A 26192-nucleotide genomic window follows, 5' to 3' on the forward strand; every position below is an offset into this window, starting at 1 on the left:
TAAGTAAGCAAGGAAAATTTATACCAGTCGCCTGTGGCTGTTCATTCATCATTTTATTTCATACTGACTACGTGTATTTATACCCATAAAAAAGGCTGGAATCCTTGCGAATCCAGCCTTTTTACTTGTATCATTTTAAAGTGTTTATTGCCTTACAGCTCTTCTACGCCCATCATATCGACTGGTGTATCAGCAACGATTTGCACCCCTTTTTTGCCAATCTTCGCCGTGTCGTTACGTTGCTCTTGTAGATGATCGAGATACGCTTCGTTGATTTGCCCTGTGATGTAGCAGCCATTAAACACCGCACAGTCAAAACCTTCAACCTTACTATGCTTAGTATCTTTTACCGCTTCAATCAAATCGTCCAAATCTTGGAAAATCAAGCGGTCGGCACCGATAATCTCACGTACTTCTTCAACGCTATGACCTGAAGCAATCAGCTCGCTACGTACCGGCATATCGATACCATAGACATTTGGGTATTTAACCGGCGGCGCAGCACTGGCAAAGAATACCTTACGAGCACCGGCATCACGTGCCATTTGAATGATTTCATGACAAGTCGTGCCACGAACGATTGAATCATCGACCAAAAGCACGTTTTTGCCTTTAAACTCCAGTGGTACGGCGCTTAACTTTTGACGCACCGATTTTTTACGTTGTTGCTGACCTGGCATAATAAAGGTACGACCGATATAGCGATTTTTCATAAACCCTTCACGGTATTTGACGTTCATCTTGAGCGCCAGCTCCATCGCTGAGGTACGCGAGGTATCAGGAATAGGAATAACCACATCAATATCATGGTCCTCACCCCATTCAGCAAGGATTTTATCGGCCAGTTTTTCACCCATACGTAGGCGTGATTTATAAACCGAGATATTATCCATAATAGAATCTGGACGGGCAAAATACACATATTCAAAGATACAAGGCGTGTATTCTTTTTGCTCAACGCACTGATGTGTATGCAGTTTATGGTCCAAATCAATAAAGATTGCTTCGCCCGGCTTGACATCACGGACGATGCTAAAGCCTGAACCTGTCAAAGCGACTGACTCTGACGCAACCATATATTCTGTGCCGCCGTTAGCAGCCATACGCTTACCAAAAATCAGCGGGCGGATACCGTTTGGATCACGGAAGGCCAGCAAACCATGACCCGTAATCATGGCAACCACGCCATAAGCGCCTTCAATACGGCTATAAACCGCTGTTACTGCTGCAAAGATATCCGTAGGCGTTGGGTGGGTTTTATTGATATTTTGCATTTCATGCGCAAGCACGTTTAGCAACACCTCAGAGTCTGAGTCGGTGTTTAAATGACGGCGATCTTCTTGATACAAAGATTTTGCCAAACCTTCAGCATTGGTTAGGTTACCATTGTGCGCAAGGGTAATACCATAAGGCGAGTTGACGTAAAAAGGCTGTGCTTCGGCGCTACTTGAGGTGCCAGCGGTCGGGTAACGGACGTGACCGATACCAAACTTACCCACCAGTTTTAGCATATGACGGTTCATAAACACGTCACGTACCATGCCATTTTCTTTACGTAAATAAAGACGCCCATCCTGTAAAGTCACAATACCTGCCGCATCTTGCCCGCGATGCTGCAACATGGTTAAGGCATCATAAAGAATTTGGTTGACCGGCTCATGAGCTGCGACCCCAACGACTCCACACATAGTTGTATCCTATTTTGTACCACACATTGATAACACAATAACGGCTGATAAGCGTGTCTTAAATGTTTGCCTATCTTTTGCCGCAAAGCTGATGATCTTGCTGAGAATAACGTCTTACGGACAATAGATAAGGCTGATTATCCATAAGACAAGTTAATGATGATAAATAGAGGTGTATTTTACGAATATTAAAGACGCTTGAATAGCTTTTTTTAAGCGCTTAGCATGCCTTTGAATTTATAAAACTTAAGACTGATTGACCTGATCCCAGGCCATCCCAAACATATCTGAGACCAGCTCTTTACCCATGGGCGCATAAGGCAGCAATTCAGGCGCGAGCACCGAGGTTTCCCATTGCGGCATTTGCACCAATAATGGCGCGCTGACGCTAAGCACCACCAAAACCATAAGCACATTTTTTGCCGCGCCAAGTACCCCGCCCCCCATTTTATCAAGGACGCCAAGACGTAAGGTTTTAAGTACCCCAGAAAACACAAACGCAACCAGATGCATAATGGCTAAGATAGCAATTACAATCACTAAAAACGCCAGCGCCATTTGCAAGACAGGATTCTCTACCATACTTGATAATTGCGGCGCGACCGAACCTGCTAAACGCGTGGCAGCAATAAGTGCGACAAACCAACCGACCAAACCGACAGCTGTCTTAATTAGACCTACCTGAAAACCCCGCCATAAGCCAATCAGGACAACCACAGCAATCACAATGTCTAAACCACTCATGTTTATCGCCTCATTTGCATCTTATATGGTGTACTTCAGTAAAGTTAAAAAGCTTACCATTGTGAAAGTCGTTAAAAGTCTTAACCTTCCATCGCATCGTAATAGCCGCCGATAGATTGAATGCAAGACTGTACCAGTCCAGGCCCTTTATAAATAAGCCCGGAATAAAGCTGCACCAAATCTGCACCTGCTTCGATTTTTTTGACCGCTTTGTCACCGCTATCGATACCGCCAACGCCAATCAACGTGACTTTACCACCGAGCTGATCGGAGAATTGTTGTAAAATCTGGGTACTAATGTGGCTGACTGGACGACCGGATAAACCGCCTGCTTGCTCACCATCGGGCAAATCTTCAACGCCTACGCGGCTCAACGTGGTATTGGTGGCAATCAAACCATCGATTTCAAAGTCCAGCAACTGCTGAGAGATATAATCGACTTGTAATGGGTCTAAATCAGGGGCGACTTTTAGGACCAAAGGCACATAAAAACCATATTCGGTTGCCAGCTGATTGTGGCGATTTTTAATGGTATCTAATAATTGGGTTAACGCTTCACCGCTTTGTAGGTCACGTAAATTTTTGGTATTCGGCGAGGAGATATTAACCGTAATATAAGACGCATGCGGATAAACACGCTCTAAGCAATAGACATAATCATCAGCCGCATTTTCAACCGGAGTCGCAGCATTTTTACCGATATTGATGCCGATATTGCCTTGGTATTTACAGCGCTTAACGTTTTCAATCAGGTAGTCAACGCCTTCATTATTAAAACCCATGCGGTTAATAATGGCATCGGCTTGCTTGATTCTAAATAGTCTTGGTCTGTCATTGCCAACTTGCGGCTTTGGGGTGACCGTACCTACTTCGATAAAACCAAAACCCAACTCTGCTAGCGCATCGATATAATCGCCGTTTTTATCCAAGCCGGCGGCAAGCCCAACAGGATTGGCAAACTGCAAGCCCATACAATCGGTTGGTTGCATTGACTGACCATATACTAAGCCCAACACACGCGCTTTATGAGCTTTATCTAATAAAGATAAGGTCATCTCATGCGCGTGCTCGGGGTCCATATTAAACAAAAAAGGGCGAAGTAAGGCGTAAGACATAGTAATGACAGACCCTGCTTGAAAAGAAATAATGAATGAGAAAAACCGATGAGGTCAAGCGCTGCGATTATATCAGCTTAACTGAAATAAGACCAAAGTTTCATCAGGAAAATTACGCCCTATCCTGCGAATAAATAAGCGTTAATACTGTTAATTGACTGACTTAACCTAGTAAAGAAACCCCTATCAGACAGCATTTTTATCCACATCTACCACTTATTGATATTCATATTTTCAGATTAAGGCACTGGGCGGCCATCAGCAAGCGCAATCCAACCGCGTACAATACGGTACAGATGCCAAATAAAAGTAAAGCCCATAATAACAAAACCTAAAATAGCCAATAATACTGAGCCGATGGCAATGTTGTTGGTTTCAGCGAACATACTGACACCAAAACCGCCTAAGGCAAAGGTGACAATAAGCACCCCAATAACGAATAGGACAATGCTGTACCAAAATGTCTTAATTTGCCAGTCAAAATGGGTGGCGAGCCAAGTACCATCCGCATCACGGCGTTTGGCATAATTCATAAAGATAGGCACAATCCATAGTAGCCCAGCGGTAAAATAGCTGAGCACATAAAGCAAATACGTGATGTGGTTATAAGTCGTCAAAGAACGGCGTTTATCATCACTCATCGTATTATTAGGATTGTTTATCATACTATCACTCGTTATATTCTGTGGCTAATAGCACTTTTATTGTGGCAGATAAATAGGTTTTCAATGTGGCAAACTTTAAAGCATCGACATGGCTAAATATGTTTCAACATAATTGAGTACAAATACTAAGAAGTCACGGTCGCTTGTACTTGAATGGCTTTAGTCACCAAATCTTGCTGCATCGACAGTTGAGTAAATTGCCAACCTTGCTGTTCAAGCTTACCGAGTGCGCCACTCACCACCGCTTGGCTTGGATGAGTAAAGCTTAATTGCACTGCATCGCCCGCCGCAACGACCTGGGCATCGGCAATCCCTGAATTATTTAATAGCGCACTGATACTGCTAGCCGGCGGCATCGCTTCAGCGCCATCAGCAGCACTAGCCGCATTTAACGCATTGCTATCCATGTTAACGGCTTGGGCACGTAACCAAAAATAATCGGCAACCTGCTCTTGATACTCATTTTTGCTCGCTTTTGCTGCTTGATGGACGCTATAGCCGCCATAGCCACCAACAAATAACAGTAAAAATGCCGACAATAACAATAAGGCTAATTGGTCGCGCGCAGACAATGCTTGCCAACGTGTCGCTAGGACACTTTGATAGCTGCTTATGCGCGTTGATAACACACTGCTTTGAGGGTTAGTTTCTATGGTGCTGCGTTTGGCGAGGCGTTGTAATCTTTTCATGGTTACCCTTTATTGCTAACGCTGCTATTGTTTTCTACCACATCGACGGTCACTTGACCACTAAACTGCCCTTGCTCATTGCCGTTCACTTGTTCCAACTTAGCATTTAAGCCTTGGGCGACAAGCGTATTGGTAAATTGATCAAGACTGCCGCGGTCTGGCGCAATCAGTGTAAAGCTGAGCGCTGCTGGCTGCATGACTAACGCCTGCGCGCGTAATGACGACTGTTTAATCAGCGGTGATATACGTGATAATACCGCTATGTGAGCGTTAGGCGCTTGGCTGTCACTACGCAGTTTTGGCTGCAACTGCACTTGCAATTTCGTGCGCGTACTAAGCGGCTCATTAGAAAACCAAGACTGATACTGAGCGGCAATCTCGGTTTTGGTCGCTGCTGCCGCCGCCTGATACTGATACCATTGCACTCCATCGGTCGCCATCTGTAATACCAATGCTGACAGCGCCACCATCATCGCCACCCGCAGATACGGTGATAATTGTGAATCGTTCGATTTAATAAAAAAGTTCAGCGCATGACGTTCAGGAATTTCAAGCGGTTTAGGCGCAGCGGCTAGCGTGGTTAATAATAATTGATGCTCGGCAATCATTGCCGCCGTTTGAGAAGATGCTTTGGCGGTAGTTTCATGCTTGGTTAAATCAATATCAGCGAACGTAGGCTCATTAATCATATCAGCCACGTGGCTCGAATCTACAAAAGCATCATCAATAGCTGGCAATAGCAGCACTTCGCTTAAATGCGGAAAACGCTCAAAGATCAAAGGCAAGTAACTGACGGCCATGCCTTGATGTAAGGATTGGCGCAGCAGCATGGTTTGTTGGTCTTGGTACAGTACAATTTGCTGACCTGCGCCCTCTTCTGGCGTTGGCAATAATAAAAAATCAGGCAGTAACGCTACGATGTTCATGCCAACCAGCTTAGTGCTTTGCTGCCATGCTTCGATATCGCTTTGAGCCAACGCATAGAGATGATGACTGCTATTCTCAGTCATTTGGCGAATAGCTAACTGTTCAACCGGCGTCAGAGAGGTTTCTTCAAATAAATACTGCTTACCGCTCATACCCAATTGTTTGAGCTGAGCCATATTTAGCTCAGACTCTACTTGTAAGACATGGCTTGAGGGAAAATACAGACAAACCGATTTTTGGCTATTGGTTTTATAGCTACCATAGATGTCATGTAGCTGTTGCCAGCTGTCAACCAATTGCCATTGCTTTATGTCTTCATGCCAGACCGCTAAAGGACTGTGCTGCGCTCTTAACCAAACATGTAACACCAAATGTGTCCTTAATTATCAAAGCTGTTGTTTAGAGTCATTGCTAATTGAAGCTGTCATTTATTAAAGCTATGGTCTAGCAAGCATTTAAATGTTTTATGAGCGTGTGTGTTATTGATACTAATAAGGTTGTTCTGGGACAAAGCGGTCTATCTCGGTTGCCATACCCGCCAGCACAAAATCCATCTCAAACACGCGCGCTTCTGCTAAAGAAAACGATTCAGGATAATCACCCGTTAGCAGGCCTGCAATGTGAGCAACGATAGACATATGACAGACGACCACCAGACACTCCGCTTCAATATTACCAATGTCGATGAGCGCCTGATGGGCATCATCGGACGGCGTGGTATTATCTTGTATTTGTGAGGGCACGTTAGGAGCGCGTAACTGTAATGCCGCCAGCGTCTGCTGCGCCCGCTTATAAGGACTCACAACAAAACAATCAGGTTGATAATGGGTGGTAATATACTCTGCCGTTTGCGCCGCTTGCTGCTCGCCAAAATCCGTCAATTGCCGCGCACTGTCTGGGCGCGTTTCATCTTCTGCTTGACCATGACGTACTAAGATAATTTTCATAATCTTAACCACCTTGTGTGTTACGTTTACCTGACTATTTTGATGATAAAGTAATGTTAACAATGAAATAGCTACATTCTGCTAAACGCTTTACTTATTATCGTCAGCATCTTTTTTATGCTTAGTCTTGCTTGCCGTTTGCATTTGCGCCGTTAGTGCCGCATTACTATGGTCATGCTCCATAACAAACTCAACATCACTACGGAAGCCCGCCTCCATAAGATGTAAGGCAACACCAAGCGCGGCTTTGTCTTCATAAATGACTGCATGAAGCGCATGGGTAATCGGCATATAGATGCCTTCTTTGGTGGCTTTTTCATGTACTTGCTGAATGGTGTTGACGCCTTCAGCGGTTTGACCCAATTTTTTGACCGCCGCATCAATGGTCATACCGCGACCGAGCATATTACCAATACGGTAATTGCGGCTCAGCTCTGAGCTACAAGTCGCATATAAATCACCGACGCCCGACAGACCTAAAAAGGTCAGCGGATTGGCACCGGCATGGACGCCAAAACGGCTCATTTCCGCTAAACCGCGGGTCAATATCATGGCTTTGGTATTTTCGCCCACTTCATAAGCTGCCGCCATACCCATGGCAATGGCATAAATGTTTTTCAGCGCGCCACCAAGCTCAACACCGCGAACATCATCACTGGCAAACACTCTAAAGAAAGCACTATGTAATGCTGCTTGTACCGCATGGCGTAGTGGCTCAGAGCCACTGGCAATGACCGTAGCAGACGGCATATTTTTCATGATCTCAATGGCGAGATTTGGCCCTGACATCACGCCAAAATTTACTTCCGGCAGCTCATCTTTAATAATATCACTCATCAAAGCAAAGGTATCTTTTTCCATACCCTTGGTTAAAGAGACAATAGATTGCCCGCTAATAAAGGGCGCGATGCTTTTAAGGGTTTCGCGAAACGCGAGGCCTGGGACAGCGATAAAAATAATGTCAGTATCTTTGACCGCCGCTTGTAAATCGTGGCTGTATTTGAGGCGATCATCAAGCTTATAACCAGGCAAGTATTTTTTATTGGTCTGCGTCTTTGCCATAGCCTTAACAGTACGCTTGTTGCGTACCCACAGCGTGGTATCACAGCCATTGCGGGCAGCCAAGTTTGCCATCGCCGTACCAAAGCTACCGCCACCTAAAAATGCCAAACGCAATTTGGTTGGATTGTTATGGATTTCTGCCATATTTTTTGCCACCGCAGACTCAACCGCGCTAGGATTTAACTTCTTACGTCCAAGCCCAGATCTGGTGGCACGCTCAATGATACCGGATAGCAAACTGTTTTGTTTTTCAGCCCCTTTGTCATCTGTTTGACTGTCCTCTATATTTGCATCTGTCTTTTTATCATTAGCGCTGGTCATATTATTTTATCCGTATTGACTGACTGAATTATGAATAGAATTTGTGCTGAGTATACAGTGAGATTGAGGGTATGTTTCAACAATTATTGATATAGAACCGTTATTTTATTGAAATAACGTGACCAGTTTGGTCATTGTTTTGCTTTGCTGTGTCGCGTTATGACAGCCATTACCTTATTGAAACATCGCCGTAATCATAGACCTGTCTCGACGCTATGACTCAAAACGCAGTAATGGCTCAATATCAATCGGCTTGCGCGCTGGCATATCGCAAGGACTGCTGCCAGTATAAACAAAAGCCGTGACATAATCATCTGCGCCAACGTCAAAATAGGCTTTGACGGCAGGCTCATTAGCCAATAATCCCGTACGCCAAACCGTACTAAAGCCCTGAGCTTGTAGTGCCAAAATAAGGTTTTGCACTGCTGCACCTGCACTGAGCATTTGCTCAAAAGGTGGCACTTTTTTATGCACTTGCATGTGGGTGACGACTGTAATAATAACGGGCGCACGCAGCGGCATATTGTAGGTTTTCTTGCGTGATTTCTCAGACAGCTCTTCGCCCTCTTGCGCCGCTTGTGCTTCAGCAGCTGCTAAAAAAGCACGGCCCAAGTCATGACGGGCATTACCTTGAGTGACGATAAAGCGCCACGGACGCAGTTTTTTATGATCAGGCGCGGTAACCGCACAATCAATAGCTGCTCTAATCTGGCTTTCTGTCGGTGCCGGAATGCTCAAATTGCCGATACTACGTCTTGATTTAATCCAGTTAATCAGTTGCTCATCGGTTACTTGCGCATTTGCCCCTCTCGGGCTTTCGGCTTGATTTTCTTCACTATCACTGTTCAGTTCGTTGCTATTATCCATATTATCTTCAGAACTATTCATATTTTATCCTTATTTATTATTATGCAAATGCATTAGCGATATGCCTTACGCCGCTTCTGAGCCTTCGATGCGATGATCCATGCGCAAATAATCTTCTGACTGCATCTCAAGCAGGCGTGAACGTGTACGCTCAATCTCAAAGGCCAATTTTTGTCCTTGATAGAGCTCGAGAATTGGCTGCTCTGCTCTTACCAATAGTTTGACGCGGCGATCATAAAACTCATCAACCAGATAAATAAAACGGCGGGTGGGATCACGCAAATCATCATCCAAAGCGGGCACAGAATTGATTAACACTGTGCTAAATTCTTTGGCAATTTCGATAAAATCAGACGCTGAGCGTGGCTCCATACATAAATGACGGAAGTCACAAAATAAAATATCTTCAGTACGGGCATTGATTTTGATTTCGCGACCATTGATAGTAATAGGCGCGTTGCTGATTTTTTGATTATTAGACAAACTAGCGAAACGGTTGGCAAGCCAGTGGTGATTGGCCTTAGTCAACGGCGATTCATATAACTCCGCTTGCTGTAAGACACGCAGACGATAATCAATGCCAGAGTCAATATTCATCACCGTGGTATGACGCTCAACTTCGGCGATAGCTGGCATAAAGCGATCACGGTGTAGACCATCTTTATAAAGTCCTGATGGTTCAATATTTGATGTCGCAACCAAGGTGACGCCGCGGTTAAATAGCATGGTGAACAAATCGCCCAAAATCATGGCGTCTGAGACGTTAGAGACAAAAAACTCATCAAAACAGATAATCACTGCTTCTGCATAAATGATATCCGCGACTTTTTCTAGCGGATCGCTCTGGCCTTGTAGATTATTTAGCTCTTGATGAACGCGCTGCATAAAGTGGTGAAAATGTTGGCGCATCTTACGCTCAATGGTCAAAGAGTCGTAAAACATATCCATCATCCATGTTTTACCGCGTCCTACTCCGCCCCACATATATAAGCCTTTGGGCGCAGCGGGTTTTGATTTTAGAAAGCTAAAAAAGCCTTTTTTTTGCGCCACGCTATCATTGAGCTGATGATACAAACCATCTAAATAGCTCATTGCCTGATATTGCTGCTCATCTCGAGTAAACTCATCAGTGCTGATGGCCTGCTCATAACGTTGCAAGGGAGATAAACTCATAATACGACTCATCATTAGACAAAATAAATATAAAAAACTAAAAGCATTGTTAGCTAAACGGGCTAACAAAATCTATTTTAGTGCGAATCTTTAGACCCAAAACTATGCTTTTCTAATAAACCTTTAAGCTCAGATAAACGTCCGTGAAAAAAGTGCCCAGCGCCATCAACGATACTAACCGGCAGTCCGAGACGCTCAGCAAACTCCTGCATGATAGCAGGCGCAACCACATTGTCTTCATTACCATATATCTCAAAGGTTTTCTCAATCGGTAAGCTCAAATCATCGGTGGCGTTTTTTTCGACTGAGGGTGCGATAAGAGCAACGTTTGCTATTTCAAAATCACTCAATCCCCAAATGTGCGGCGATACCATAATTTGCTCAGCGACACGCGCTATCACATAACCACCAAAGGAGAAGCCACCTAGCCATAACTTACGAGCGTTGGTCTGCTCTGCAATCCATTGTAGCACGGTCATCGCATCGACTACCTCCCCATCTGCGTAGTCGTGTTCGCCGGTTGACTGACCAACGCCGCGAAAGTTAAAACGTACCACATGCATGCCGTTATCACGAGCAAAACGATACATGGTCGTAACCACTTTATTGTTCATTGTGCCTTCAAATAACGGATTGGGATGGCAAAGTAGCGCCACTGTATCGGTATTAGTATCTTTAGGATTGTCTTGTTGCCATAGCGCGTCGACTTCGAGCACGCCAGCAGGAGCAGGAATCAGTTGCATAAATTTACTTATTGGTTAAAAGTGAATAGGTCAATTATCCTAGATATGGTTTATATTTCAAGTAATTTGCTGTGTACCTGCAACGTTGCACACAATAACCGCCTAGACACTCCTCGTCGCAATACGTTAGATTCATACAAGTTGTCGAGCAATATATTTAACTTATAGGAAAAAAAGGAAACCATTATGAATACCTTTAATAAAACTGCCACCTTAACGGCGACATTAGCGGCGGCGTTAGCGTTGAGTGCCTGTCAAAGCACTCCTTCTTCACCGGTGATTCAGCGCGCCAATTCTATTTATGAAACCACGGGCATCGCTGAGAGTAAAGTCAAAGCTCAGCAAAATGCGATAGACAGTGCGCAAAAAACCTGTGGAAGAAAACAAGTGATTATCGTTGATGACAAAGTAAAATATAATGGTATTTTAAATGAGCAAACGGGCCGTATGGTCGGACAAGCAGGCGCGGTCATCGGTTCAATCTTTGGGACGGGCACACCAGACTTATCACGTAAAGATGATTATGAGTATATGATTAATTTTCGTTGCCAATAAAGCCGTCATTATTTAGCCTTTAGCCAATAAGTTTGCGAGATAGCTGTTATATTCATCGCAGCTTATTGGCTTTACTTTTTGTCGCGGCACTTTTGGGGTAAACTATCCTGTCTGGTATTTTATATCTGCAACCTCTACTTTGATGAGTTAATCTAACGCCATCAGCCTTTCAGCCTTTCAGCCTCGATTACCTTTGGTCTCCTATTATGCGCAAACCCAATCTAGCAAATATGAAACAAACCAGCTCCAAAAAAGACAAAGTATTGGTGCCTGCCAAAGATTTAGCGACCTTGGAGGCTGAACTGGCGGAGCAAGAAAACAGTCTGGAAGTCAGTTTAGAAGATACGGTTTTGCGCCTAAGTGATTACTTATCGGCGGTCGATATGGTCATCAAACAGACCTTTAATCACCGCGTATGGGTAAAAGCTGAGATTCGCAACCTATCAAGTAAAGGTGGGCATTATTACTTTGAGCTAGCAGAAAAAGATGACGACGGTAAAGTTATTGCCAGCTGCCGTGGTAATCTTTGGCGCTTTAAAGCGGCGCGCGTCTTAGCAAAGTTTGAGCGCGCAACCGGCATGCCGCTTGACCGTGATTTGACCGTCTTACTCAAAGTATCGGCAGGCTTTCATGCACAATACGGTTTCTCACTGACGATTGAAGATATTGACCCAAGCTACACTTTAGGCGACTTGGCGCGGCAATATGCGGAGATGGTCGACCGCTTGACGGGCGAAGGCTTATTAAACCTGAATCAGCAGCTACCCGCCCCATTTGATATCGAGCATGTCTTAGTCATTGCCCCTGAAAAAGCGGCGGGATTGGGCGACTTTCAAGCCGATGCGGACCGCTTAGCTTGTACAGGTGCCTGTCATTTTCATTATCATCACGCCACTTTTCAAGGCAATCACGCACCAAGCGAAATCCGTGAAGCTATCGTCAGCGCGGGGCAACAGTTTTATGACACCTATCAGCGCCTACCTGATTTATTAGTCATTATCCGTGGCGGCGGCGCGGTTGGTGATTTAGCCTATCTCAATGATTACGAGCTTGCTGCCCTCGTGGCCGAGCAGCCTATCCCTGTCTGGGTCGGTATCGGTCATGAACGTGATAAAGTGATTTTAGATGAAGTGGCGCACACCAGCTTCGATACGCCATCAAAAGTGATTGCTGCTATCATGGCGCATTTAGCCCAGCTCGTCACGCAAACGCTGCAATACCAAGCGCAAATCAAACAAGCAGCGCAGCGGCAATTAAATAGCGCTGAGCAACAGACAACACGTCAATTAAGCCAAATACAATCGCAAACGATTGGCCAATTGACCGCCCTGCAAAAAGACAGCGACTATGCTTGGCGTAGTATTCAGCAAAGCGCCCAACGCCAAGTCAAGCAAGCTGCCAGACTCACCAACGATTTGCACGCGCAAATTCAAACATCTGCTTATCAGCAGTTAGCAAGCGCATCGACGCACAGTCGAATCAATAAAAAAACGATTATGCATAGTGCCCAGCAGCAGTTACTACAAGCACAGCGTGATAGCGAACATCTGCGCGATATCGTACTCTTGCATCGTCCCTCTCGCGTGCTTAAGCAAGGCTATACCATGCTCACTGATGCAAAAAAGGACAAACAGATACTGACCAGCAGTAGTCAGCTGTATCCTGAACAAACGGTACATATCGTCTTAAAGGACGGTAAGGCAAAAGCACAAATTATTGATGTGGAGACCAATTAGTTATAGTCTATTTGCCATAAAAATACAGAGCTGCTGGGATAAGTTTTGCGTAGCCTCGAACAGTGACGAAGTCACACAGCAAGCAAAGAAAACTTATACCAGCAGCAGACTCCTAAAACTAAAATATTTAACAACTTTTTATCTACCTTTCTTTCTATATTTTTTCTTAAACTAATGTGAATATTAGGAAACCTTATGACGACCCCTACTCGCAAACGTAAAAAAGCCGCCCCAAAAACTTTTAAGGCAGCTTATGATATTTTAAAAACCAATGCCGCTGAACTACAGCAGCAAGACGAGCCAGATATCGATAATCTGATGACAACGGTTGAAGAGTCGATTGCCGCCTATCGTGTTTGCGAAACTCGTATCAATGCCGTGCAGCAAGCATTAGATGCCGCTTTCGCCGAAGATGACAATACAGAGAACAGCGACATTTAAACTAAGTTAAGTCAGCTTTATTCTGGCTCATCGACTTCAAATACTTGGCGCAAATAGGCAAGATAGGTATCATTATTGATCATGGTCTTGCCTGGGCTGTCTGACAATTTGGCAACCGGCTGCCCATTGCACTCAACCAATTTTAAGACGATATTAATCGGTGTGATACCCATATCATTGGTCAAATTGGTGCCAATGCCAAAGCTGGTTCTTATTTGACCTCTAAAGTACTGATGTAAATCCCAAGCTTTATTTAAATCCAAGCCATCACTAAAGGTTAAAATTTTGGTTCTTGGGTCTATCTTTAATTTCTTATAATGGGCAATGGCCTTGTCACCCCAAATATAAGGGTCGCCGCTGTCATGACGCAGTCCATCGAACAGCTTGGCAAAATACAAATCAAAATCGCGTAAGAACGCATCCATGCCAACGACGTCGGTCAGTGCAATACCCAAATCGCCACGATATTCATGTACCCACGCTTCAAGCGCCGCTTTTTGTGAATCACGCAAACGCACATCCAATGCCTGAAATGCCTGCATAAACTCATGTGCCATTGTACCAATTGGCGTCATGCCGAGTTTTTTTGCTAAATAAACGTTTGACGTACCGCTAACGATTTTTGGTTCCGCTTTGTGTAAAGTCTCAACCACATGCACTTGCCAGACTTTGCTAAAACGCCTACGAGTACCAAAATCAGCGACGATAAATGGCGGTGTATTATTATCATATTTTTCCTGCTTCACCGCATACTGATGCAATAACTCAACTTTTCCATCCAACCTGCGCTGCCCTTCCTCAATGACGCTGACATTAGATAAAGCACTAAAATATAGCTCATTAACAATGGCTAAGACAAATACCTCAAAGAACATCGCTTGAATCATAGGCCCTTCGATGTCAATAAACAAGCGACCTTTTTCATCGGTGCTAACGGTGATAAAACGGCGTTTTAGCTTAAATAATTCTAGATAATCAACGAAGTCTGAACGCATAAAGCGCAATCCACGCAAATACTCCAGCTCATCTTCTAAGAATCGCAATTCACACAAGCTGTCTAGCTGTTGCTCTAAATCTTCTTTGATATCTGCCAACGGATACAGCGTATCTTCGTTATTGCGGCAGCGAAAACGGTACACCCCATGGGTCTGCGGAAACTGATGCAGCATGGCTTGTAGCATGGTAAATTTATATAAGTCGTTATCCAGTAACGAGGTGATAATAGGTTCAAAAGTTTTAGCAGTATGAGTAACGGTCATGTTACAGCCTTAAATGCAAAAAAGAAAAGCCGCCAAACAAAGCGAGCGACGAAATAGCTATCAATAATTATCAAGATGCCAATAATAAAAAAGGTTCAGATTTTGAGTATAACGAAGTTTGCCTTGTTTTTCATAACTCAACGCTTATAACAGCAAAAATACAACGATAATAAACGTATCCATCCTTTTACTCTGATCTATAAGTTTGGAATATCAGCCATAAAAAAGACGTCAGGCATAAGCTTAACGTCTCATCATAGTTTTAATTTTCAATATCAATCATTAAGGTTTTGCAGGCTTTACCAATTTTACCAACGGCGCATAGCCTGACTGTGGCATCACATCGACTGGGATAAATTGTAGCGCCCCGCCATTAATACAATAGCGCAAACCGCCACGGTCTTTGGGACCATCTGGGAATACATGACCCAAATGCGAGTCTGCGACCCGCGAGCGAATCTCGGTACGCACCATATTAAAGGCGGCATCCTCATGTTGGGTAATGACTTGCTTATCAATTGGCTTGGTAAAGCTTGGCCAGCCGCAGCCAGATTGGTACTTATCGGTGGATAAAAACAACGGCTCACCGCTCACCACATCGACATAAATGCCGGGTGCAAACAAATCATCATACTCATGACTAAACGCACGTTCTGTCGCTGCCTCTTGGGTGATATTGTACTGGGCTTTGGTTAGGGTGTTTTTTAGCGCGCCTTTATCAAAGTTCGTATAGCGTTTGGGATCTAAAGTTTCAGCAACCGTGCTGACCGGTGCAAGCTTGGTTCGCGCCGTGCCTTCTGGTTTATCATCGGCAAGGCTTAAATCGACATGACAATAGCCATTTGGATTTTTTGCCAAATAATCTTGATGATACATTTCAGCTAAATAGAAGTTATCTAAAGGCTTATTTTCTACCACGACTTTTTGTTTATACTGGCTTTGGATACGTTTGAGCGCCGCATCAATCACCGCTTTGTCTGCTTTATCGGTGTAATAAACGCCCGACCGATACTGGACACCGCGATCATTGCCTTGCTTATTTAGGCTGGTTGGATCTATCACGCGCAAGTAGTATTTTAAAATAGTATCGAGATCGGTTTTATCAGCATCATAAGTAACCTTAACCGTCTCAGCATGACCTGAACCACGAATCACTTGCTCATAGCTTGGATTGGCCGTGTCGCCATTGGCATAGCCTGAGACCGCATCAACGACACCTTCGACGCGCTCCATATAAGCTTCGACGCCCCAGAAACAGCCACCAGCCAAGTAGATTGAGCGCGTATTAATTGCCTTACCTTTATCGTTATAGTAGACGCCATCTTTTTGCTTGATGGTTTCAATCTTACTGTTATTATCTAATGCTTGGGCGTTTGCCGGTTTGGCATTACCGGCTTTTAGCTCGGCAAAGTCATTATCAGCGTTTTCAGCAAGGGCATAGGCTTGCTCTGCTGATATATTACCTTTGACCAAATGCACCAAATTGCCTTTTTTATCGAGTATCGCCCAGCTTGGGTACACTTGCACGCCAAGCTTATTAATCAGCTCACCTGAAGCGTCTGATAATACCGGTAGCTTTGGATAGTCGGCTTGCACGCCTGCATACCAAGTCCTGAAATCGCTCTCGGCTTTTTCATTAAGCTGACCGGGACTGGCAACGGTAACAAGGTTTAAACCGGCAAACTTAGGATCGGTACGCCACTCTTCGGTTTCTGCAAGCGTGCCTAGACATAACGGGCACCAGCTTGCCCAAAACTTAATCAAAGTAGGTTTATTGGGGTCAATGACCGCCGCACCTGTGTTGCCCAAACCCTTGGTCAGTTGCGGTAAAGCCTGCATTTGCCCCAGCATGTCAGATGGCAACATATCACGTGAGCTTTTTACGCCGCTGTTTTGGCTACTGGTGCTACTACTGGCATTGTTCTTAGCATTATTTTCTGCGCCACTCATTTGCCCGCAAGCAACCAAAATCCCTGCACTTAACACCATCGTTACCCCAAAAGCACTGACGTTTTTTAACCAACGCGCAGCTGTTCGTGGGGACTGTGTCGCTAAATCATGAGGGTTGCTGCCCTTATCAAAGCGATTGGTATGATGAGACTTATTATCTTGTTTATCAGGTAGCATGAAGTATCCTTTTCACAAAATATTACGTGCACCCGCTTAATGATTAATAATTGTCAAGCGTATTCAAAATCAATAAAGCAGAATGAATGTTAGTGAAAGCAAATAGATTGCGAGATATATGAAAATAAAAAGAATGACAAAGACATTAGACCATCTTAATAGTATACATAGTTAGTGGAGTCTACTTTAATAGTAAATAAGCGGTTGCTACACTTCTTTAACAACGCCGTAAGAGTAGTGATATACACAAGTGAGCACAAAGAAATGATGTGAGCAATTATTAATGGGCGATTATATTTATATGAGGATAAAATAATAAAAAATCAATATTACGAAACTAATCAATCACTTAATAAGACATTTAATAGTCAATATCAGTTAGGTTAAGAATATAAGGTAGTTAACTTTTAGCACCCATAAATTGCGCCACATAATCATCAGCGGGATTATTGCGTAACTCAGTTGCACTACCAGTTTGTACCAGCCGCCCACCATTTAAAATACTGATACGTTGACCAACTTTGACTGCTTCATCGATATCATGGGTAATAAAGACGATGGTTTTATTAAGCCGTTCTTGTAAATCAAGCAACTGGTCTTGTAGCTGCGCGCGAATAAGGGGATCAAGTGCGGAGAATGCCTCATCTATCAGCAATATTGGATTGTCGGTCGCCAACGCCCGTGCCAGTCCTACCCGCTGCTGCATACCGCCAGATAATTCATCAGGATAGCTGCGTTCTAGATTGGGTAGCCCGACCTCATTGAGCCAATAACTTGCCACTTCATGGCGCTCCTTGGTACTCATTTTGCGCACACGTAAACCGTAAGCGACATTTTGTAGCACCGTCATATGAGGCACCAAACCAAAATGCTGAAACACCATACTGACTGTTTGCTGACGATAGTGCTGTAGCTCTTTATCATTGAGTGCTAGGATATTAATAGCAGAAGACTTTTCGTTTCTAGCCGGTAATTGCTCTTCGCTTGCGACCGCTGAATTAGAGACAGTTCCCTCTGTAGATTCTTTCGCGTTAATAGCGGTATCCACCCAAATTTTGCCACTAGTCGGGTCAATTAAACGATTGATATGACGTATCAAGGTTGATTTACCAGAACCTGACAAGCCCATGATACAATGCAGCTCGCCCGCTTTAACGCTTAAATTAATATCATAAAGCCCGACTGAATAGCCGGTCTGCTTTTTGACGGCAATGCTGTCCATACCTTCTGCCAATAATGCCAAGGCCGACTGCGCTTGCGAGCTATTGGCATTATAAATTTTACTGATATTTTCTAATTGAATATGGTTCATTGTAGCTCTCATTTTTTATTTTTACGATTCATCATTAACCAATCGGGCGTCTGCCGGCATCAATGGTTTTTTGCCGCGCCCGTTTTCCTTGGCCAAAGGCTTGCGTGATACGGTCAATAATGATAGCGACAATGACAATAGCAGTACCCGCTTGTAAGCCTTGACCGATATTGAGCGTTTGAATCGATTGCAATACATCTTCACCAAGACCTGGCGCGCCAATCATAGAGGCTAGCACCACCATAGACAGCGACATCATGACCGCTTGATTGATACCCGCCATGATACTGGGCAGCGCTTGCGGCAATTTAATCCAAATCAGCAATTGCAGATGCGTGCTACCAAATGAGCGCCCCGCTTCGATCATTTCATGATTGACTTGGGTAATGCCCAAAGTGGTCAGCCGAATCAGCGGCGGCAAGGCATAAATAATGGTGGCAAATAGCGCGGGCACTTTACCGATGCCAAATAACATCAGAACGGGTATTAAATAGACAAAGCTTGGCATGGTCTGCATCACATCGAGTATCGGTGTGATAATTTTACGCAGTATTTTACTGCCAGACATGGCGATACCGATTGGAATACCAACCACCACCGTGACCAGTACTGATACAATAAGCAGCGCAAAAGTATCAATCAGCGCACCCCATAGTCCAAACGCACCAATTAGAAATAATCCGACGCCACATGCCAACGCGAACCATATTTTACGAACACCAAACCATGCCAATACGGTCACCAGCGCAATGATTAGCCACGGCGGCATAAAGGTTAAAAAGCGCTCGATGGGCAACAATAGATAGGTTAAAGCGGCGCTACTAACACTGCGAAAAACGTCACCATAGTTTCTAACCACAGTCGCTAAGACGTTATTGAGCGACGTTTCAAGCGACCATGCAGGAAAGCTTGAGGACACGCTGAATAAGTTAGCGGTATTATTGTTTGTTGATCTATTTGAGGCAGCGTTATTTGACAAAGCGCCACCATTCAGGCTGATACCAAGCGTCGCCGCCATCTTCTGCGCCGCTTCTGGCGTTATCCACGTCTGCCAAATATCAGGATTTTGACGTAAAAATACCAGCGCTTGCTCATCACCGCTGCGCTTGTTTTCACTCATCTCTAAAATAGCGCCGTTGAGCTGATCCGGGGTAAATTTAACTTGTTTAAAAAAATCGGTCAGCTCAGGATTAGATTGTATAAAAGGCGTCGATACCGCGATACTTAAAGGAGAAACAGGAAAGCCTGAGATGCAATCAGAAGTACCATCAGCTATTAATAAATCTTGCCAACAGGCGTCATCGTGCGCAGGGAACTCTAATGGCGCAAAGTCGTATTTTGCCATGAGCCCAGTTGGTTGCCAGTAATAAAACAATAAGGGTTTATGCTGTTCAAAAGCAGAGGATATTTCGGCATCGAGCGCGGCGCCAGTACCAGGATGAACACTGTTAAAAGTCTTATCTAAACCGGTATTTTTTAATAAACGGGTATTAAAAATCTCACACGCCCATCCTGACGGACAGTTCATAAAGCGCGACTTGCGCGGGTCTTCAGGATCTTTAAATAGCTCAGCGTATTTGGGCAAATCTTGATAACGACGCAGACCCGGATTTTCCTCTAGAACATATTTAGGCACATACCATCCTTGGGTCGCACCGCCTTCAAGCGTGTCGCCAATGATCGCCACCTTTTTGTCCTCGATCGCTTGCTCTAAAATCGGCGAGCGCCCTATCCACTGCTCACCGATGACTTGGATATCATCTTGCAGCAGCGCATTTTCAAGCGCCGGACCTGCGCCCGGTATCTCAGTCACTTGACAGCCATAGCCGTTTTCAGTGATATATTTCAACACCCCAGTGGTAAATTGCCCACTCTCCCACGTGAGCGCACCAAATTTAATCGGCGCATCACAACTTGATACAGCAGCAGATACTGGTAAAGACAATATGAGTGAGCTTATCAATAATAAGCTAAAAGCAATCCATTGGCGCACGGCAGATCCTATTTATCGTTATTATTCTTAAAATTATCTCTAAGTTTAGTAAAGCTTATTTTTACACCTAAAGTCTGTTGTTTATTATTAATTTATTTACTTAGAGTGCGTCTAAAAACTAGCTTCATTTTGTTTAGGTGGTCTACAAAGTGTAGCTATTTATAGACAAGATGACAAATGCTCATTCATTCTAAAAAGCGGTTTTTAACTACTTATTTTGAATGTTCTGAAGGTAATGGATTAACTTTTAGATAAAAAATAGCACCTACCTGAGTAGATGCTATTTTTTATAACGCTACTTATTTAGAGCGTATTGTTATTTTAAAAACAGTGCCATGGCTTTTTTAAATACACCACCATACGGCGGCAATAAAATATTAAGACCATTGAGCTTCGATTGTATGAATACCGGCTTCATATGACTAAGACGCTCAAAACCAGCTTTACCGTGGTAAGCGCCCGTACCTGAGTGCCCAACCCCGCCGAACGGCAAGTCATGCTGCGCCACATGCATAATGACTTCATTGATACACAGACCGCCTGACACCGTATTGTTACGCACCTGATCTATCTCGCTGCTGTTGTCACCAAAGACATAAAGTGCCAACGGGCGTGGACGCTCATTGATAAAATCAATAGCATCATCGAGAGTGTCATAGTGCATCAAGGGCAAAATCGGCGCAAAAATCTCGTTTTGCATCAGTTCACTATCAGGCGCAGGCTCTTTGACAATCACTGGCGGCATCAGGCGGCTGTCGTGATCAGCATCTGCATCCGTCAACTGATGGATATGGTCATCTTCTAGATCATCGAGATAGCCTTTGACGCGTTTAAACTGCTCGCCGTTGATGATGTGCGAGTAATCAGGATTGTCTGCAATATTGGGATAATGCTTTTCCATCCACTCTTTTGCCAGACGGGTAAACTCCTCATGATATTGACGTTGAACCAATACATAATCAGGCGCAATACAGGTTTGACCCGCATTAAGCGTTTTACCCATCATCACGCGATTAACAGCGTTTTCTAAATTAGCACCTTCTAAAACGACAACCGGCGACTTACCACCCAGCTCAAGGGTGACTGGCGTTAAGTTCGGTGCCGCCGCCGCCATGACTTTTTTGCCGACCGCAGTCGAGCCGGTATACAATAAATGGTCAAAAGGCAGTTTACTAAAGGCTTCGGCAATCTCAACTTCGCCAATCACCACAGAAACCATATCCGGTGAAAAATAACGCGAAATAGTCTCAGCAAAGGTTTGAGCAAATTGCGGTGCCGCCTCGCTCATCTTAATCATAATGCGATTGCCCGCTACCAGCGCATCAATCATCGGTCCGACTGCTAAAAATAGCGGGTAATTCCAAGGCACCATAATACCGACCACGCCAAGCGGCTGCGGCTGAATCTCATTATGAGCTGGCATATAAAGCGCTGAAATCGATACCCGCTGCGGCTTCATCCATTTTTTACCATTCTTTTTGGCATGACTGATACCAGTAAAGCTTGGAAACAGCTCAGCAAACTGGGTTTCCGACTCACTGCGATAACCAAAATCAGCGCTAATCGCTTTGGCAAGTAATTCTTGATTGTCGCTCAGCATCACCTCTAAATTGTCGAGTTGATTTTCACGCGTGGCCCAATCATTGATAGGCTGCGTGCGGCTCAGTTTTTGCAAGCGCGAAAATTGCGCCTGCATATCAGCGACGCTCTTAATAATGCTAAGGGATTCGTTGGCATCATTGGTATAATTTGAGGCTTGAGTTTGGCTATTTGAATCTTGATTGCTTACATCTTGGTTATTTGAAGACTGCTCGTTTTGAAACGCAGTCGTTTGATTGTTATCAGTCATTTACCTTCCTTGTTATAAGCGTTAGAGTCGGTACGCTATTATCGATTTAGGACTCTGAATCTATGGTCGTTAAAATAAGCAGTCGCTAAAGTACGAAAAGCGCCTGAGATTCCATTCAATGCTGCTAAACACTATTTTATTCAATGCCGTTTAATGTAGCGCATTGTCCAATCAATGAACAGCACCTTTGATTGACTACTGGGTTTGTATGAAATACGTGTCAGGCAAGGGTTATATTGCCGCAATTTAACAGTATTTTTAACGCAGCTCGGACAATTAATTCATACATTAAACAGCAAAATTTAGATTTGGGCACAAAAGCTAAAACTGCTACACTAAATATCAATAAGAAGCCCCTTTTTTAATAACAAAACCATAAGACAATCACTCTCATGCAAAATACCGCGCAACCCCTCAATGATATGCTGGTCAGCAAATCACTCTCAGCTGCTGATTACGTCCCTACCCTTGATGCTATGCTATCGCGTACGTTAGCGCGTATCGCGCTGAAAAAAGAGCAAGGTCTACGCACGCCTGACGAGCTATGGATTGTCGATCACAATGATGTCTATACGCTTGGACAAGCCGGTAAAGAAGAGCATATCCTACAACGTACCAATACGCCGATTATCAAGACCGACCGCGGCGGTCAGGTGACATGGCACGGGCATGGACAGTTGGTTATCTATTGGTTATTTGATTTGGAAAGTCTGGGTTGGAGTGTGCGCAATATGGTATCGCACGCCGAGCAAGCGATTGAAGATGTCGTCAATGACTGCCTAAAGAGCCACGCGTCTAATAGTGTCAATACCAGTGCCGATATCAGCGCCCATGCCCGCCGTGATGCGCCCGGTGTTTATTTATATAGCCATCTAAATACTGCCAGCAATGACAAGGCTCAACCACTCACTGAGCTTCCGACCGATGACGCCATTATGCTGGGTAAAATCGCCTCACTTGGCTTTAAAATCAAGCATGGTTTTAGCTATCATGGCGTTGCGATTAATTTAGATTGTGACTTATCCGCCTTTAATGCGATTAATCCGTGCGGCTATGCGGGCATGCAAATGTTACGACTGGCTGACTTCGTTGCGATGGATCGGCAAACGCAGGATGAACAACTGGCAGCGCAGGTAGCGGAAAAATCTATGCCAGCAATGACCAACTGTTTAAGCTATGAGCAAGTGACCAAAAAACTTATCGATAATATTGCCAAGCGTCATGCTGGACATATCCAATTACGTGCCCTCGCCCCAAAGTAATTTTCCAAGTTTTTTTATACAGTCTTGCTTACACAGTTTTTTAAATTAAATACTGTTCTTTGCATAATCCTTTTTTGCATAATATCGTGCACGCTTAGACTTAAGCATTGTGAGAAAATTTGAGTCAAACTTGTTATAATCGCAGGCGCACAAATTGGGCGCAGCAATAACCTTAGCGCGCCAACATCTAACCCTTTATCATTGAAGCATTCATAACAAAAGCACCTTGGAGCAATTTATGGCAGATTTTAATAAAATTTTGGACGCAGGCGACGTCGATGGCGGCATCATTAATGTGGTCGTAGAAATCCCAACTGGTAGCAGCCATAAAATTGAGTGGAATCGCGAATTGGCAGTTTTTGAGCTTGACCGTGTTGATCCACAGATTTTTGCTAAACCTTGTAACTATGGTTTTATTCCGCAAACCCTTGATGAAGATGGCGATGAGTTAGATGCGCTTATCATCACAGAACAGCCTTTGCCTACTGGTATTTTCTTAAAAGCGAAAGTAATCGGCGTGATGAAATTCGTTGATGATGGCGAAGTTGATGACAAAATCGTCGTCGTACCGGCTGACGACCGTGATACAGGCAATGCTTATAACAGCCTAGAAGACTTACCAAAGCAGCTTATCAACCAATTACAATTCCATTTCAGCCACTATAAAGACCTTAAAAAAGCCGGTACAACGGTGGTCGAATCTTGGGGTGACGTCGCAGAAGCTAAAGAAGTCATCAAAGAGTCTATCCAACGCTGGAAAGACCTATAAATTGTCCTAGATAATTTATAAGAAGCGTTTATTGCCATTTTTTTATTAAAATAGGATAAGCGCCATGAAAATACCGCAGACATGATAATGGTTGCGGTATTTTTTTGCTTGAATTTTGCGCCGATAAAATGGTTATAATACCCTCACTTACCTATTATCACACCCAAATAAGGACTGTCATGTTTGACTCTGATTCAGGCTCAACGCCCGCCAATAAAAAACTGCCAAAAGCCGTGATGATGATGGTCGAAAAAGGCAATTTGGTGCAGGCAATTAAAACCTTGGCCGCTGATGAAAATATCAGTATGGATGCCGCCAAATCTCGCATAGATGCTTACGAGCTTGCGTTAAAGAACAAGCAGCAACAAACCCTCAATACTATCGCCAATAAACAAGGTATCCCAAGCCAAGCCTTTAGCTTTGATAGAGAACAAGTGCAAGAAGAGTCGGAGCGTCTGACGAAGACTCGCGTTAAGACTACGCCAACGGAGCAAGGCTTCCAAAGTCTACAAGACGGTGTTGACAGTCAGCTTAATGACTTGGGCTATAAAAAACCGCTTATTCCTTATTGGGCAAAGCGGCTATTGGTCATTACTGCGGTGATGGCAGGGTTATTTTGGATAATGTGGCGAATTTTTGGCTAGTCTGTTATAAGTGGTTCCATTATGGCAGTCTGTTTTAAGTGGTCTGTTAATAGGTTTAGAGGGTTAAATAGCTGGTTCCGTTGGGGTATACTGAAAATAAACTTGTCCTGTGCCTGATTCCAGTAAAACACTCTCCGAAAATATCGAGACGATTCACGGTTGGTTACAGATAGTTTGGGTATTATTTTTATCTCTATGCTTGATAGGCTTTATGAGCTTACCACAAATAATTTTTTCATTCGGTCAGTCCTCGCTTTCATCCGACCAATTTTGACTCAACTCACTCACCAAACGACTCTCATCGCATTTAAAATCAATATAGTGATAGGTATTGGCAGGCAATAGCCAATCCTGCCCTGTCAGTGGACATTTTTGTTCCATATCTTCTGCCTTTGTCCAATCACGGTAATTCATTAAAAAATAATAGGTGGGTACACCTGTGCTTTGTTCAATGATACGGCACAATTCTCGACCTATTTTGCTATGCTCAGAATTGGGATTTTGCATTTGCTCTAAGGCAAAGGCTTCACTTACTGGTTGAGAACCAAGCCACAAACGATATAACGCTTCAGCCTGTCGATACCATGACCACACATTATCATAACAAGGGTGATCAGGTTGGGTATATGGGGTTTTATATAGAGGAATGCCTTGTAAGGTTACTCCATCTAGTAAAGGCGAACTCCAGCCCCAACGCAACATGTAAAATTCAGATTGCGTTGGTACGGCATAACGGGGAAGAGGATAATCATGGTCTTCTCCGATATACAAGGTTTGAATGGGTTTACCTGCTAACTGTTCGATTTTATTGTGCATTTCTTGGGCATAGCTGTTCATATTTTTACGGTCAAGGGCATCCATTTCAGGACACACTACAGTCACGCGAGTAATATCATTTTGGCTAACAGCTAAATGATGGTTACGGGGTAATATTTGTCCGTTGCCTTCTAAATCTCCTAAATAACAAAATACATCATGGTCGTGGCTGTCATCATCTTCAGCGATACCTGTATATTGGGGTATGATAATATCAAAGGCGTGCATTTTTATATCTCATGCTTAATTTATATTAAATATAGTTGGGGATGTTGCTGTTGAAATTGGTTAAAGTGCTGTCTTGTAGTGGCAATTTAACCTATACCGTCAATGCCGTACACTCAAAATCGGGATATTTTGGTCAGACAATTAGCAGATTTTTTAAGTATACCTAACAATACTATCTACTAATGTATTTAAGATCATCACGATAGGCATGTAAATGATAAATTGTAGTGTTATCTTGATTAACGAACAGGACGAACAGC

23 protein-coding genes are annotated in these 26192 nt (G+C 43.9%); 6 read left to right on the top strand and 17 right to left on the bottom strand.

Going from position 1 to position 26192, the window contains the following annotated elements; genetic code table 11:
• Positions 1-152: 152 nt before the first annotated feature.
• The 11 genes from purF to B2866_RS02315 all read right to left on the bottom strand — a co-directional run bounded on the left by purF (position 153) and on the right by B2866_RS02315 (position 10941).
• Complete coding sequence (gene purF, locus B2866_RS02265; protein WP_296190282.1) at positions 153-1688, bottom strand: amidophosphoribosyltransferase; 1536 nt, start codon at positions 1686-1688, stop codon at positions 153-155.
• Between the two features lie 246 nt (positions 1689-1934).
• Entirely contained in the window at positions 1935-2432 is a 498-nt protein-coding gene (locus tag B2866_RS02270) for a CvpA family protein (RefSeq protein ID WP_296190285.1), read from the bottom strand.
• A gap of 80 nt (positions 2433-2512) precedes the next feature.
• Positions 2513-3547 (bottom strand): quinone-dependent dihydroorotate dehydrogenase, encoded by a 1035-nt coding sequence (locus B2866_RS02275; protein WP_296190288.1) that lies wholly within the window; start codon positions 3545-3547, stop codon positions 2513-2515.
• A 239-nt stretch (positions 3548-3786) separates the two neighbouring features.
• Complete coding sequence (locus tag B2866_RS02280; protein ID WP_296190291.1) at positions 3787-4212, bottom strand: DUF4870 family protein; 426 nt, start codon at positions 4210-4212, stop codon at positions 3787-3789.
• A gap of 125 nt (positions 4213-4337) precedes the next feature.
• Entirely contained in the window at positions 4338-4901 is a 564-nt protein-coding gene (gene gspM, locus B2866_RS02285) for a type II secretion system protein GspM (RefSeq protein WP_296190294.1), read from the bottom strand.
• 2 nt (positions 4902-4903) lie between these two features.
• Positions 4904-6196, bottom strand: a complete 1293-nt coding sequence (gene gspL, locus B2866_RS02290; protein WP_296190297.1) for a type II secretion system protein GspL — start codon at positions 6194-6196, stop codon at positions 4904-4906.
• Between the two features lie 120 nt (positions 6197-6316).
• A complete protein-coding gene (locus B2866_RS02295) occupies positions 6317-6775 on the bottom strand; it encodes a SixA phosphatase family protein (RefSeq protein ID WP_296190300.1) in 459 nt (152 codons plus the stop codon).
• Positions 6776-6865: 90 nt separating this feature from the next.
• On the bottom strand, positions 6866-8158 hold the full coding sequence (locus tag B2866_RS02300) for an NAD(P)H-dependent glycerol-3-phosphate dehydrogenase (RefSeq protein WP_296190302.1): 1293 nt from the start codon (positions 8156-8158) through the stop codon (positions 6866-6868).
• Between the two features lie 213 nt (positions 8159-8371).
• Positions 8372-9046, bottom strand: coding sequence for a nitroreductase family protein (locus B2866_RS02305; protein WP_296190305.1), 675 nt, complete (start codon positions 9044-9046; stop codon positions 8372-8374).
• Positions 9047-9091: 45 nt separating this feature from the next.
• Positions 9092-10198 carry a cell division protein ZapE gene (gene zapE, locus B2866_RS02310; protein ID WP_201612312.1) on the bottom strand — a complete coding sequence of 369 codons (1107 nt, stop codon included), beginning with the start codon at positions 10196-10198 and terminating at the stop codon, positions 9092-9094.
• Between the two features lie 77 nt (positions 10199-10275).
• The gene (locus B2866_RS02315) at positions 10276-10941 is read right to left on the bottom strand and encodes an alpha/beta hydrolase (RefSeq protein ID WP_201612311.1); all 666 of its coding nucleotides are present in this window, start codon (positions 10939-10941) and stop codon (positions 10276-10278) included.
• A gap of 186 nt (positions 10942-11127) precedes the next feature.
• Here B2866_RS02315 and B2866_RS02320 point away from each other — a divergent pair, with 186 nt between their 5' ends.
• The 3 genes from B2866_RS02320 to xseB all read left to right on the top strand — a co-directional run bounded on the left by B2866_RS02320 (position 11128) and on the right by xseB (position 13673).
• On the top strand, positions 11128-11496 hold the full coding sequence (locus B2866_RS02320; protein WP_296190313.1) for a hypothetical protein: 369 nt from the start codon (positions 11128-11130) through the stop codon (positions 11494-11496).
• A gap of 206 nt (positions 11497-11702) precedes the next feature.
• Positions 11703-13232 (top strand): exodeoxyribonuclease VII large subunit, encoded by a 1530-nt coding sequence (gene xseA, locus B2866_RS02325; protein WP_296190315.1) that lies wholly within the window; start codon positions 11703-11705, stop codon positions 13230-13232.
• Positions 13233-13427: 195 nt separating this feature from the next.
• Complete coding sequence (gene xseB / locus B2866_RS02330; protein WP_201612258.1) at positions 13428-13673, top strand: exodeoxyribonuclease VII small subunit; 246 nt, start codon at positions 13428-13430, stop codon at positions 13671-13673.
• Between the two features lie 17 nt (positions 13674-13690).
• Here the strand turns inward: xseB and pncB are convergent, their stop codons facing one another.
• The 5 genes from pncB to B2866_RS02355 form a co-directional block, all read right to left on the bottom strand.
• The gene (pncB, locus tag B2866_RS02335) at positions 13691-14932 is read right to left on the bottom strand and encodes a nicotinate phosphoribosyltransferase (RefSeq protein ID WP_296190319.1); all 1242 of its coding nucleotides are present in this window, start codon (positions 14930-14932) and stop codon (positions 13691-13693) included.
• Between the two features lie 282 nt (positions 14933-15214).
• Positions 15215-17059 (bottom strand): bifunctional peptide-methionine (S)-S-oxide reductase MsrA/peptide-methionine (R)-S-oxide reductase MsrB, encoded by a 1845-nt coding sequence (gene msrAB / locus B2866_RS02340; protein ID WP_296190321.1) that lies wholly within the window; start codon positions 17057-17059, stop codon positions 15215-15217.
• Positions 17060-17459: 400 nt separating this feature from the next.
• Positions 17460-18371 (bottom strand): ATP-binding cassette domain-containing protein, encoded by a 912-nt coding sequence (locus B2866_RS02345; protein ID WP_296190323.1) that lies wholly within the window; start codon positions 18369-18371, stop codon positions 17460-17462.
• A 34-nt stretch (positions 18372-18405) separates the two neighbouring features.
• Entirely contained in the window at positions 18406-20364 is a 1959-nt protein-coding gene (locus B2866_RS02350) for a glycine betaine ABC transporter substrate-binding protein (protein WP_296190325.1), read from the bottom strand.
• 316 nt (positions 20365-20680) lie between these two features.
• On the bottom strand, positions 20681-22213 hold the full coding sequence (locus tag B2866_RS02355) for a coniferyl aldehyde dehydrogenase (protein WP_296190327.1): 1533 nt from the start codon (positions 22211-22213) through the stop codon (positions 20681-20683).
• Between the two features lie 392 nt (positions 22214-22605).
• Between B2866_RS02355 and B2866_RS02360 the strand changes: the two genes are divergently transcribed.
• The 3 genes from B2866_RS02360 (at position 22606) to B2866_RS02370 (ending at position 24888) form a co-directional block, all read left to right on the top strand.
• On the top strand, positions 22606-23475 hold the full coding sequence (locus tag B2866_RS02360; RefSeq protein ID WP_296190329.1) for a lipoyl protein ligase domain-containing protein: 870 nt from the start codon (positions 22606-22608) through the stop codon (positions 23473-23475).
• Between the two features lie 238 nt (positions 23476-23713).
• Positions 23714-24244, top strand: coding sequence for an inorganic diphosphatase (locus tag B2866_RS02365; RefSeq protein ID WP_025651820.1), 531 nt, complete (start codon positions 23714-23716; stop codon positions 24242-24244).
• A 179-nt stretch (positions 24245-24423) separates the two neighbouring features.
• Positions 24424-24888, top strand: a complete 465-nt coding sequence (locus B2866_RS02370) for a hypothetical protein (RefSeq protein WP_296190331.1) — start codon at positions 24424-24426, stop codon at positions 24886-24888.
• A gap of 243 nt (positions 24889-25131) precedes the next feature.
• Here B2866_RS02370 and B2866_RS02375 read toward each other — a convergent pair whose 3' ends face one another.
• Positions 25132-25932, bottom strand: a complete 801-nt coding sequence (locus B2866_RS02375) for a DUF2310 family Zn-ribbon-containing protein (RefSeq protein WP_296190334.1) — start codon at positions 25930-25932, stop codon at positions 25132-25134.
• Positions 25933-26192 lie beyond the last annotated feature (260 nt).

It is taken from the genome of Psychrobacter sp. UBA3483 (genome assembly GCF_002377905.1).
GTDB lineage: Bacteria > Pseudomonadota > Gammaproteobacteria > Pseudomonadales > Moraxellaceae > Psychrobacter.